The 12,171-nt window shown below is 70.7% G+C and carries 10 protein-coding genes; 7 read left to right on the forward strand and 3 right to left on the reverse strand.

All coding sequences use genetic code 11. The annotated features are described in order from the left end of the window. Positions 1-24 precede the first annotated feature (24 nt). Positions 25-825, reverse strand: a complete 801-nt coding sequence (locus tag B4N89_RS37545) for a phosphotransferase enzyme family protein (protein ID WP_078981031.1) — start codon at positions 823-825, stop codon at positions 25-27. A gap of 327 nt (positions 826-1,152) precedes the next feature. Between B4N89_RS37545 and rox the strand changes: the two genes are divergently transcribed. After that, a complete protein-coding gene (rox, locus tag B4N89_RS37550; RefSeq protein ID WP_078981032.1) occupies positions 1,153-2,568 on the forward strand; it encodes a rifampin monooxygenase in 1,416 nt (471 codons plus the stop codon). 244 nt (positions 2,569-2,812) lie between these two features. Further along, on the forward strand, positions 2,813-3,490 hold the full coding sequence (locus tag B4N89_RS37555) for a hypothetical protein (RefSeq protein ID WP_143658224.1): 678 nt from the start codon (positions 2,813-2,815) through the stop codon (positions 3,488-3,490). 44 nt (positions 3,491-3,534) lie between these two features. Here B4N89_RS37555 and sigJ (B4N89_RS37560) read toward each other — a convergent pair whose 3' ends face one another. Continuing rightward, entirely contained in the window at positions 3,535-4,464 is a 930-nt protein-coding gene (sigJ, locus tag B4N89_RS37560) for an RNA polymerase sigma factor SigJ (RefSeq protein WP_078981570.1), read from the reverse strand. A 174-nt stretch (positions 4,465-4,638) separates the two neighbouring features. On the opposite strand from sigJ (B4N89_RS37560), the gene B4N89_RS37565 reads away from it, so the two are divergent. The 5 genes from B4N89_RS37565 to B4N89_RS37585 all read left to right on the forward strand — a co-directional run bounded on the left by B4N89_RS37565 (position 4,639) and on the right by B4N89_RS37585 (position 10,924). Next, on the forward strand, positions 4,639-5,277 hold the full coding sequence (locus B4N89_RS37565; protein WP_078981034.1) for an LUD domain-containing protein: 639 nt from the start codon (positions 4,639-4,641) through the stop codon (positions 5,275-5,277). Between the two features lie 430 nt (positions 5,278-5,707). After that, positions 5,708-6,736 carry an RNA polymerase sigma factor SigJ gene (gene sigJ, locus B4N89_RS37570; protein ID WP_078981035.1) on the forward strand — a complete coding sequence of 343 codons (1,029 nt, stop codon included), beginning with the start codon at positions 5,708-5,710 and terminating at the stop codon, positions 6,734-6,736. Positions 6,737-6,784: 48 nt separating this feature from the next. Then, on the forward strand, positions 6,785-7,435 hold the full coding sequence (locus tag B4N89_RS37575) for a hemerythrin domain-containing protein (protein ID WP_078981036.1): 651 nt from the start codon (positions 6,785-6,787) through the stop codon (positions 7,433-7,435). An 89-nt stretch (positions 7,436-7,524) separates the two neighbouring features. Beyond that, positions 7,525-9,009: an MFS transporter gene (locus tag B4N89_RS37580; RefSeq protein ID WP_078981037.1), complete on the forward strand. Its 1,485-nt coding sequence runs from the start codon at positions 7,525-7,527 to the stop codon at positions 9,007-9,009. 184 nt (positions 9,010-9,193) lie between these two features. Beyond that, the gene (locus tag B4N89_RS37585; RefSeq protein ID WP_078981038.1) at positions 9,194-10,924 is read left to right on the forward strand and encodes a dolichyl-phosphate-mannose--protein mannosyltransferase; all 1,731 of its coding nucleotides are present in this window, start codon (positions 9,194-9,196) and stop codon (positions 10,922-10,924) included. A 54-nt stretch (positions 10,925-10,978) separates the two neighbouring features. Here B4N89_RS37585 and B4N89_RS37590 read toward each other — a convergent pair whose 3' ends face one another. Further along, the gene (locus B4N89_RS37590; RefSeq protein ID WP_235619182.1) at positions 10,979-12,049 is read right to left on the reverse strand and encodes a serine hydrolase domain-containing protein; all 1,071 of its coding nucleotides are present in this window, start codon (positions 12,047-12,049) and stop codon (positions 10,979-10,981) included. Between the last annotated feature and the right edge of the window lie 122 nt (positions 12,050-12,171).

The following is a 12,171-nucleotide window of genomic DNA, read 5'->3' on the forward strand; positions in this document are numbered from 1 at the left end:
GGCGCGGCCACCGTCGGCACGAGTTCACCGCTCGCGCCGCAACGCCGTCGTGAAGGTCGCGGCGTGGCGGACGATGTGGGCCGCGTCGGCGCGGTAGAGGCGGTCGTGTCCGGCGGAAATGTGCTCGGCGAACGCGGCGTTGCCGGCGTCGGCCTGCTCGTGCATGTGGCGGACCAGGTGGTCCAGGCGGTCCCGGGCCGTGTCGGCCAGCGCCGCGCGGCCCTCGTCGTCGAGTCGGTAGGCGTCCGCGAACAGCCGCAGTCGTCGGGCCTGTTCCTCCACGGGCAGGGTGAAGTCGCCGTTGCCGGGATCGGCCAGGGGCACGAACCGATAGGCGGCGTAGGCGAGATCCCAGATCCGAGGACCGGGATGGGCGGTATCGAAGTCGATGAACGCGACCGGCTTTTCGCCGCGGAAGACACAGTTGTAGGGGGCGACGTCGCCGTGGCAGATCACCTCGGCCGGCTCGCGACCGGGCCAGTACCAGCGGGCGTCCGCCGCGGGAACGAAGTCGGCGCCGGCATCGTGGAAGTCGCGCAGCAGCACCGCCACGGCCCGCAGCGTGGTGTCCGATCGCACGTGGTCCGGCGCCGGATCGTGCGCGACATGGCCGGGAAGGAAATCGAGGATCTCCCGTCCGTCGGCATCGAAGCCGTGCGCCCGCGGCGCACCGGTGAACCCCGCCGCCCGCAGGTGCCGGAGCAGGGCGTGCACGGTGTGCGTCCAAGGCCCCGCCGGCCGTCGAACGGTCGATCCGATCCGCACGACGTGGTTGACGCCGCCACCGGCCAACACCTCCTCGTCGAGCCGCTTCGGCACGGTCATCAAGACTCCTTCCGGTCGTACCGTCCCCGCCGCGCCGGCCCGTTCGCGGACGTGATCGCGTGGCCGGAAAAGAATTGGACGGGTGGCTCTCAGGGTTATACCTTGCACTCGACCGTGACACCGCCCGAGGAGGTGAGACCCATGAACGCAGTAGCGATACGGGTGCTCCCCCTTGCGGTCACGGCCGGCGATTGACGTAGGTATCGCCGGGAGCGCCTCGCCAACAAGGCACTCCCGAAAGGCAATACCCATGCAATCTCCACAGGTCGCCCCCGAACTCCGCCCCTCGGCCGCCGGCGGCGCCGATCGTGCGGCCCCGAGTTCGACGTGATCATCGCCGGCTGCGGGCCGACCGGCGCCATACTGGCCGCCGAACTGCGGCTGCACGGCGTGCGGGTGCTCGTTCTGGAGAAGGAGACCGAACCCGTATCGTTCGTCCGCATCGTCGGTCTGCACATTCGCAGTCTCGAACTGATGGCCATGCGCGGGCTGCTGGATCGTATGCTCGAACGCGGCCGGCGGCGTCCGGCCGGCGGCTTCTTCGCCGCCATCGACAAACCCGCGCCCCAGGGCCTGGATTCCGCGCACGCCTATCTGCTGGGCATCCCGCAGCCGGTCATCGAGCGTCTGCTCGAAGAGCACGCGACCCGACTGGGCGCGCAGGTCCGGCGAGGCTGCGCGGTGGCCGGTTTCGAGCAGGACGACGAGGGTGTGACGGTCGAGACGGCCGATGGCGAACTGCTGCGTGCGCGCCATCTCGTCGGTTGCGACGGCGCGCGCAGCACGGTGCGCAAACTGCTCGGCGTGGGCTTCCCCGGCGAGCCCTCGCGAAACGACACGCTGATGGGCGAGATGCAAGTGGGTGTGCCGCCGGAGGAGATCGCCGCCAAGGTGGCCGAAATCAGCCGCACCAACCGGCGATTCTGGCTCAGGCCCTTCGGCGAAGGGGCGTACAGCGTCCTGGTCCCGGCCGCGGGTGTCGCCGATCGCGCGGAACCGCCCACCCTCGAGGACTTCAGGCAACAGTTGCGCGCCATCGCCGGGACCGACTTCGGCGTGCACTCCCCGCGCTGGTTGTCCCGCTTCGGCGATGCCACCCGGCTGGCCGAACGTTATCGCGTCGGGCGGGTGTTGCTGGCCGGCGATGCGGCACACATCCACCCGCCCACCGGCGGACAGGGCCTCAACCTGGGCGTTCAGGACGCCTTCAACCTCGGCTGGAAACTGGCCGCGCACGTCCGCGGCTGGGCGCCGGACACACTGCTGGACACCTATCAGAGCGAACGCCATCCGGTCGCCGCCGACGTCTTGGACAACACCCGCGCCCAGACGGAACTGCACTCCACCGACCCGGGCCCGCAGGCCGTGCGCAGGCTCCTCACCGAATTGATGGACATCGACGAGGTGAACCGCCGTCTCATCGAGAAGATCACCGCGATCGACATCCGCTACGACTTCGGCGACGGCCCCGACCTCCTCGGCCGCCGCATGCGCGACATCGACGTGAAACAGGGCAGGCTCTACGATCTGCTGCGACACGGCCGGGGCCTGCTCCTGGACCGCACCGAACACCTGACCGTCGGCGGCTGGTCGGACCGGGTCGATCACGCCGCGGACCCCACCGCGGCACTGGACGCTCCGTGCGTCCTGCTCCGCCCCGACGGCCACATCGCCTGGATCGGCGACGATCAACGGGACCTGAACGACCACCTCTCCCGCTGGTTCGGCCGATCCGCCGGCTGACCCCGCCCCGATAGCCGAGGCGACATCACCCGTGGTGCTCCGACGCCGGCGCCCGTCCGCGACGAGAGTCGGCCTCCGACCGACCCCCGTAACACGGCGAAAGAGCACCACGGAGGGTCCGTACGGCCTCGGCGACTCGCCGACGAGGAACTTGTGGGGGCGTGTGTTCAAGCCCTGGTATATCAGAGACGCTTGGACTCGGAATCACGGCGCAGCACGGGGCTCGCCGGGCAAGGGGACGAGCGTGAGCAACCGGATGGGCTCCCAGCCGGCCGACGGGTGGACGCAGACCGACGAATTCCTCTGGTACACCTGCGACATCGTGGCCGATGTCGTCACCGGCCAGGCGGACCGCCGCCCGCTCGTGGCGAGTACGGCCCGGATCGCGCCGGGTGAGCGGGTACTCGCGACCGGGGTGGGAGAGCAGTTCCGGCTGCGCGCGGTGGGCAACGGCACCTACCGCAGCACCGGGGTGGCCGCGATCGGCAGGCCGGGGTTCGTGGTGGGCGCGCTTGCCGTGAACGCCTTGGGCAACGCGGCGCGCCGCAAGCGTGCGCAGCAGGACACCGTGCCGCGTTGGGTGAACGACGGCGGCGGCGAACTGACCATCACACATCTGACCGCGTATCTCGCGCATCCCCGCAATCCGCTGAGTCTCGGCTTCACCGGGCTCGACCAGATCGACCTGCCCGAGCCCGGCGTCTTCGAGGCCCGCTACCACGACATGTACGGCAAGGGGTACATGTGTGTGCGCCTCGCCACTCCGTGGGCGTCCCTGGTGTTCGCGCTGGCGGCCCTCGCGGCGTTTCCGTCCCATCCGCGGTTGCTCGGCGGCACCTGGCTCCCGCCGGGGTTCGAGGAGCGCTGCGCCCACTTCGGCCGCCCGGTCCGCCCCGCCCAGCGATTGGTGCTGGAGCGCTAGGAAGAACGGCACGTCCGGACGGCGTGTGCCGCCGCGCGTTCGGGTCAGCGGGTTGTCCACGGGCGGAGTTTGTCCGGGTTGCGGACCGTCCAGATGCGGTTGATGCGCTCGCCCACCACGTGGAAGGCGAATACGGTCACGGCGCGGCCGTTCTGCTGGACCACCAGGCCGGGCAGGCCGTTGACGGTGCGCTCCAGCAGCGTGTAGTCGGGTGCGACGGTGGCGAGTCGCAGGTAGGCGTGGGCGATCTGCTCGCCGCCGATGATCGGATCCAGGATGGTGAGGGCCTTGCCGCCGCCGTCCGCGACCCAGATGGCGTTCGGGTCGAGCAGGCCGATCAGCGCGCCGATGTTCTTCGCGTCCCAGGCCGCCTTGAAGTCGCGGACCACCGCCGCGTGCCCGGCGCTCGGGTCCGCCTCGACGCGTGACTCGCGAATCCGCCGCCGGGCGGACGAGGCCAACTGACGGCAGGCCGCGGGGGTACGCCCGACGATCGTGGCGACCTCCGCGAACGGGTAGCGGAAGACGTCGTGCAGGACGAACGCCACACGTTCGGCCGGTGTCATCGACTCGAACACGACGAGGAAGGCCATGCTGATCGACTCGTCCAGGGTGATCCGATCGGCCGGGTCCATGCCGCCGCCGGCCGCTCCCCCGGTGATCCACTCGGTCGGCTCGGGCAACGGCTCGGGGAGCCATTCACCCACGTAGGTCTCCCGCCGAGCCCGCGCCGAACCGAGCAGGGTCAGACAGACCCGACCGGCCACCTTCGTCAGCCAGGCGGCCGGAACCTCGATCTCGTCGCGCTGCGCGTCGGTCATCGCGTACCAGCGGGCGTAGGTCTCCTGGACCACGTCCTCGGCGTCGGCGAGCGAGCCGAGCAGCCGATAGGCCAGGTTGATCAGCCGCTGTCGCTCCTCCATGACCGCCGCCACGCCGCTCTCGTACATCGCGTCCCCGTCCGTCGCCCTCATCCGTTCGATCACACCTGTTCGACCGGACAGGCGGCCGGGATGTCAGGTCGGCCGCGGATCGCCCGCGCCGCCTCACATTCCGAGCGGCTGCCTGGTCGAGGGGGTGGCGGCGAGTACACCACAGCCCGAGTCCGCGGCGCCCGCCGACCAGACCCCCCATGATCCGGAGGAAGCATGAGCACGCCCACCACGATCACGACCGCCCCGGACTTCGCCGAACCCGCGCCCGTGCCGCGGCTCGAGCGGGCGGCCGCAGCGCTGCGGGGGAACGGCTTCGCCGTCGAGATCCTGGCCGACGCGGCCGCCGCACGCAGCCGCGTGGGCGAGCTGATTCCCGAGGGCGCGTCGGTGTTCACCGGGGCCAGCGAGACGCTGCGGCTGTCCGGCATCGACGAGGACCTCAACACCGGCGGCCGCTACGACGCGATCCGGCCTCGCGTACTGGCCATGGATCGGGCCACCGAGAGCGCCGAGATCCGCCGGCTCACCAGCACCCCGGATGTGGTCGTCGGCAGCGTCGCGGCGGTCACCGAAACCGGCTCGGTGGTGGTCGCCTCCGGCAGCGGCAGCCAGCTGCCCGCCTACTCCGGCGGCGCCGGCCGGGCGATCTGGATCATCGGCGCCCAGAAGGTCGTCCCCGACCTGCCGACCGCGATGCACCGCCTGGAGGAACACGCCCTGCCGCTGGAGAACGAGCGCGCCCGCCGGGTCTACGGCGTCCCGAGCGCGATCAACCGGCTGCTCGTGATGCACGCCGAGCCCTACCCCGGCCGGGTCACCGTACTTCTCCTGCGCGAGGCCATCGGGTTCTGATGCCCGATCCGACCGGCCGCGGCGTACCCGGCCTTCCCGACCGGCGGCGACACGCGGCGACCGGTCGGGAGGGCCGGTCGTCCGGCGAGTCCGTGCGCGCGTCGGCGACGCCGAGCAAGGCGCCGCCGGCGTCGAGGACTGCGCGGCCGGTGGGCCGCGGCATGACGAGGGGTTTGTGATGACGCGAGACATCGAGGGCCGCGGCACGACCGTCGACCGGCGCCATCCGGGCGGTCCGGGTGGTTCGGGCGGTCCGGGCGGTCCGGGCGCCGAGTCGGGGATCGGGTGCGGCGACGCGGAAGACGTGTGCGCCGAAGAGCGGCAAGCTCCGGATCACGATCCTGTCCGGGTCGACTCCGGGCGGTGCGTCACGCATCCACGGAGTTCCCGGGGCTCGTCACACTTTTGCCGGCGTGTTCGTCTGATCTGCATGGAGAACGAAGCGGGGCCCGAGCAGGCCCGACCGTCCGGACCCACGCCTCGCGATGCGTGGCTCGCCGATCGGTTCGAGGTCGTGCGCCCGCATCTGCGGACGGTGGCGTACGGCATGCTCGGTTCGCGTACGGACGCCGAGGACGCGATCCAGGAGACCTGGTTGCGGGTGTCGCGCAACGAGCACCAGGACATCCGCGACCTGCGGGCGTGGCTGACCACGGTCGTCGGGCGGATCTGCCTGGACATGCTCCGCGCCCGGCGCCTGCGGCGGGAGGACTATCCGGGGACGTGGCTGCCGGAGCCGATCGTGCGGCCCGCCGACGCCGACGCGTACGACCCGGAGGGCCGGGCCGTCGAGGCCGACGCCATCGGACTCGCCCTCCTCATCGTCCTGGAGACGCTGAACCCGGCCGAACGGCTCGCCTTCGTACTGCACGACGTCTTCGGCATGACCTTCCCCGAGATCGGCCGGGTGGTGGGGCGCAGCCCGGCGGCGGCCCGGCAGTTGGCCAGTCGGGCCCGGCGGCGGGTGCGATCCGCGCCGCAACCGGACGCCGACCTCGCTCGGCAGCGCCGGGTCGTCGACGCGTTCCTGTCCGCTGCCCGCGAGGGCGATTTCGACGCGCTCCTGGCCACACTCGACCCGGACGTCTCCTTCCAGGTCGACCTGGGCCCCGTCGCCGGTCCCGGCCCCTCCGCCGTGGTCGGCGCGGAGAAGGTCGCGCGGCAGATGTTGGCCAACGCCAAGGTCTTCCTGCCGATGTCGCGTCCGGTCCTGGTCAACGGCTCGCCGGGACGCCTGGTGGGCGACTCCGACGCGCCCACCGGCATCGCGGGCTTCACCGTCGCGGGTGACCGGATCGTCCGCATCGATGTCGTCGCCGACCCCGCGAAGCTCAGGGACGTCTCCCTGGACCTCCTCGACGACCTCCGATCCCAGGCCGCCCGCCGCGCCACCACCCGAACCGACGGCACCACGCCTGACGGCACCCCGCCCGACACCACCCGATCCGACGCCACCTGAACCGCGCCCGGCACACCCCCCGGCCGGGCATCCACCACCGGAGTCCCCATGGACAAGCCGACCGATTGGTCCGCCCGTTCCGACCTTGTCGGGACCGTCGATTTCACCATGATGTTCGCCGCCCACGACGCCTTCTCCCGTGACATCGCGCGGATGATCACCGCCTGCAAGTCGGGTCGGGCACTCGCTCCCGAGAACACCGCCGCGTGGGATCGGTTCAAGCGTTTCCTGCTGCTGCGCCACCGCACCGAGGACACCGTGCTCTTCCTACCGCTGCGCGCGGCCGTGGACGACCCCCTCGACCTCGACATGCTCGCGGCGATGGATGTCGAACACGCGCGCATCGACCCACTGCTCGACCTGATCGACGCGGCACTGGCCGACGCCGACTACGGCGGCGCCCTCGTCGCACTGCACGAATCGGCCGAGGAACTCGGCGCGCACATGCGGCACGAGGAACGACGCGCCCTGCCGCTCCTGGAGGCCCGCCTCGGGCGGGCCGGCTGGGACGCGTTCGGCCGCAGCATACGCAAGGAGCAGGGGCTGCGCGGTGCGGCCGAATACCTGCCCTGGCTGCTGGACGACGCACCGAGCGCCCTCATCGCGGCCGTCCTGAAGCAACTTCCGCTGCCGGCCCGCGTGTTGTACCGCCGCGTGTGGGCCCCGCGGTATCACAGCCCCGCGCGCGCGGCCGCGTAACCCACGATCCCACCAGGGCGCCGGCTTCTACGGCCGCCGCCCCATCCCGTCATGCCCGGACACCATCCCATCCCGCTTTCGGAGCCCCCATGTCCACCGAAACATCCGCATCGACCGATCCGACGAAGGCGAAATCGACGGCGGGGATGCCCGCCGCCGCATCCGACTCGTTCCTGGCCACCACGCGCGGCAAACTCACCCTCCTGCTCCTGTGCGCGGTGGCGTTTCTCGACTTCATCGACGCGTCGATCGTCAACATCGCACTGCCCGCCATCCAGGAAGACCTCGGCCTGTCGAACCAGAACCTGCAGTGGGTGCCGTCCGGTTACCTGCTGACGTACGGCGGACTGATGCTGCTCGGCGGTCGTGCGGCCGACCTGCTCGGGCGGCGTCGGGTCCTGATCGTGGGCACCGTCGTCTTCTCCGCGTCCTCTCTGATCGGCGGCTTCGCCCAGACCTCGGAGGTGCTGATCGCCGGACGTCTCGCACAGGGGGTGGGCGCGTCGATGATGCTGCCCGCCGCGCTGTCGATCCTGACCACGTCCTTCAGCGACGGCCCGGACCGTAACAAGGCGCTCGGTGCGTGGGCCGGCACCGGGGCGTTCGCCTCGGCGGCGGGCGTATTCTTCGGCGGCGTGCTCACCGAGGGCCCGGGCTGGCGCTGGGTGATGTTCGTCAACGTGCCGGTGTGCCTGCTCGTACTGCCCGCCATCCCGAAGCTGTTGCCGAACGACCACCGTCGCACGTCGTGGCAGGGCTTCGACATCGCCGGCACGCTGTTGGCCACCGGCGGTCTGATCCTCATGGTCTACGGTCTGGTCAAGGCTCCCGAGCAGGGCTGGAGCGATACCCGTACCGTCGCCGAACTCGGAATCGCCGCCTGTCTGTTGATCGCCTTCGTGATCAACGAGGCGCGCAGCCGCAACCCGCTCATGCCGCTGAGCATCTTCCGGGTGAAGGGCCTCGCCGCGGCGAACATCACGCAGTTCGTGGCCATGTCCGGCTTCCTGGCGATGTTCTTCTTCGTCACCTTGTACGTGCAGGGCATCATGGGCTACTCGGAGATCAAGGCCGGGGCGTCGTTCCTGCCCGTGACGGTCGGCGTGGGCATGGCCGCGGGCATCGCGCAGGCTCTGATCGCCCGGGTCGGCACACGGCCGCTGATCGTCGGCGGCGCGCTCGTCGCCTCGGTCGGCGTCTGGATGTTGTCCCGCGTCCCGGTCGACGGCTCCTACCTCTCCGATCTGCTCCCGGGCCTGATGGTGATGTCCTTCGGCCTCGGCTTCGTGTTCGTGGGTGTCGCCACCGCCGCCAACGCCGGGGTCCCGGCCGACAAGGCCGGACTGGCCGCCGCGCTGATGAACACCGCACAGCAACTCGGCGGCGCGTTCGGCCTCGCGGTGCTGTCGGCGGTCGCGACGTCGAAGACCACCCACCAATTGGCGCACGGACACGATCGGGCCACCGCCTACACCGACGGGTTCCAGCAGGCCCTTTTGGTCGGCGCGTTCTTCCTCGCGGGCGCGGCGGTCGTGGCCCTGTTCGTCGCGAACAGCCACGGCGAGGAGACCTGACCCACGACCTCGGCCGCCCCGATCCCGGACACGCGGGTATCGCCCGGGATCGGGGACGGCGTGGGGATACCGGTGCGTCCGGTGCGTCTCCAAGCACGTTCTCGCCTCGGTGCCGGTTCCCTCCGCAGTTCAGGAGGTTGCCGAACGGGCAATCCGGCGGTTCGTACGTCAGTACGATGCACGGGTGACGAGTGACGTGGCCACCGGCCGGGCGCCCCGTGAGCAACCACCGCGGAGGGATGCGGAGTTCCCCGGCGCACGCGGTGCCGCGCAGGACGGGGTCGAGGCCGGGGCTTGGGCCTGGTCACTGGCCCGGTTCGGGTATCGGGATCGGCCGCCGACGTCGTTGCGTGAGCGGTTGGTGCCGGCGTACACCGACAACAGCGCCTACACCGGTGGCGGCTGGCTGCCGTGCATCCTGGTGACACTCCTGGCCGGATTCATCCGATTCTGGAACCTCGGCAAGCCCAAAGCGGTGATATTCGACGAGACGTACTACGCCAAGGACGCCTGGTCGCTCCTCAAACTCGGCTACGAGGGCACCTGGCCCAAGGAGGCCAACGACCAGATCCTCGCCGGCAACACCGACAGCCTCCAGACCCAGGGCTCCTACATCGTCCACCCGCCCATCGGGAAATGGACCATCGCCCTCGGCGAGCAACTCTTCGGACTCACCCCCTTCGGATGGCGCTTCGCCCTCGCCGTCCTGGGCACCCTGTCCGTCCTCATGCTCTGCCGCATCGGCCGCCGCCTCTTCCGCTCCACCCTCCTGGGCTGCGTCGCCGGACTCCTCATGGCCCTCGACGGCCTGCACTTCGTGATGAGCCGCACCTCCCTGCTCGACCTCGTCCTGATGTTCTGGATCCTCGCCGCCTTCGGCGCCCTGCTCATCGACCGCGACGACACCAGAACCCTCGCCGCCCGCATGTTCGACAACGGCCCCGACGCCGCCCGCGCCGCACGCACGAAACTCGGCCCGCGCCCCTGGCGCATCGTCGCCGGCATCTGCCTCGGACTGGCCTGCGGCACCAAATGGAGCGGCGTCTACGTCCTCGCCGCCCTCGGCATCCTCACCGTCCTGTGGGACGCCGGCACCCGCCGCGCCTGCGGCGCCCGCCGCCCCTACCGCGCCACCCTGCGCCACGACGTCCTCCCCGCGTTCCTGTCCACCGTCGCCATCGCCCTCGCCATCTACACCTGGTCCTGGACCGGCTGGTTCCTCACCGACAACGGCTACTTCCGCCACTGGGCCGACGACCGCCCGGGACTGTCCCCCGACCACATCCTCGGCATCCCACTCCCCCAATTCGGCATGTCATGGGTACCCGCACCACTACGCAGCCTCTGGCACTACCACGCCGAAATGTGGTCCTTCCACACCGGCCTTGACACCCCACACCAGTACCAGTCCAACCCGTGGAGCTGGCTGGTTCTCGGCCGGCCGGTGCTCTATTACAACGAGACTGTGCGCCAAGGCACGGCCGGGTGCGGCGAGCAGGAGTGCTACCGGACCATCCTCGCCATCGGCACGCCGTTGTTGTGGTGGGCCGGCGTGGTCGCGGTCGGCTATCTGCTGTTCCGCTGGGCGGGTCGGCGCGACTGGCGCGCGGGCGCGATCCTGTGCGGCCTGGCCGCCGCCTACCTCCCGTGGATGGCATACCAGCAGCGCACGATCTTCCTCTTCTACGCCGTCGCGTTCGTCCCGTTCCTGTGCCTGGCCGTGACCATGATGCTCGGCGCACTCCTCGGCCCACCCGGCGCCACCGAACGCCGACGCGCATGGGGCACCGCCGGAGTCGTCGCCATCATCGCCCTGATCGCCTGGAACTTCCTCTACTTCTACCCGATCCTCGCCGGTGAGACGATCGGTCGAAGCGCGTGGCTGGACCGCCTGTGGTTCGGCACCTGGATCTGAGCCGGCGGGGTACCGCTGTCGGTGGGACCTTCGATGTCGCCGGCATCACCGGCCTCACGGGTGCGATGCGAGCAGGGTGAGCAGGCCCAGGGTGAATGTGTGGTCGAGGTCCTCGAGGTTCCACATGCCGTCGCGGACGGCCTGGTTGCCGACCCAGAAGACCATGACATGGTCGGCGGGCCGGATCGCGACGCGGGCATACGACCAGTCGTTCCCGCCGTTGTGCGTGACGATCGGGCCCGACGGGGTGGTCACGATGGTCCAGCCGTAGCCGTAGAACTGCGTCGGGACGCCCTCGGAGACGTGCGGCGTGAACATCTTCGCCTTCGCGGCGGCGGGCAGCACCGACTCGCCTTCGAGCGCGCGATACCAGCGGAGCATGTCACGCGCGGTGGAGAGCAGGCCGCCGTTGCCCCGCAGGTTCCAGAACGGGCCGTCCGCCGCCCACGGATGGTCCAACGGCGTGCCCTGGCTGCGACCGTCGGAGTCGTACTCGACCGCGATGTCGTCACGGCACGGATCGGCGAGCCGGTAGCCGGTGCGGGTCATCCCGGCCGGGGTGAACAGATTCCGGGTCAGGTAGTCGCCGTAGCCGGTTCCGGACACCTTCTCGATGATCGCCGCCAGCAGGGAGTAGCCGACATTGGAGTACGCGTAGGTGCGACCCGGCACCGCGTCCAACGGAGCCGCGAGCGCGCGGGCGATCATGGCGTCGCGCCGCACCGGCTCGTAGTCGTCGCCCAGGCCCTCGGGCAGGCCCGAGGTGTGGGTGAGCAGGTGGTGCACGGTGATGCCCCGCTTGTCGGCGGGGACCGCGCGCAAAATGGTGCCGATCGGGTCGGTCACCCGCAGCGCGCCCGTCGTCTCCAACTTCAGGATTGCCGCGGCGGTGAAGGACTTGGTGATCGAGCCGATGTCGAAGACGGTGTCGCACCCGGCGTCCGCGCCCGTTTCGACATTGGCCTTCCCACGCCCCTGACACCCGACCGGCTCGCCGTCCCGGGCGGTGGCTATCGCCCCGCTCGCGCCGGTCGGCCAGTTCGCGTCGAGATACCTGGCAACGGCCCTCGCCCGCCCGGAGGCCATCGCGACGGTGGCGGTCGTACCGGCGACGCCCGTCGACACGGCACCGCCCGAAACACCCGCCCTCGCGGAAGTCCCCGCCGCCTCGGCACTCTTCCCGCCGCCCCCGCAGCCCGTCACAACGAGCGCAACGGCCGACACCCAGACCGGAACAGCAGACCGCC

It is taken from the genome of Embleya scabrispora (assembly GCF_002024165.1).
Taxonomy (GTDB): Bacteria; Actinomycetota; Actinomycetes; order Streptomycetales; family Streptomycetaceae; genus Embleya; species Embleya scabrispora_A.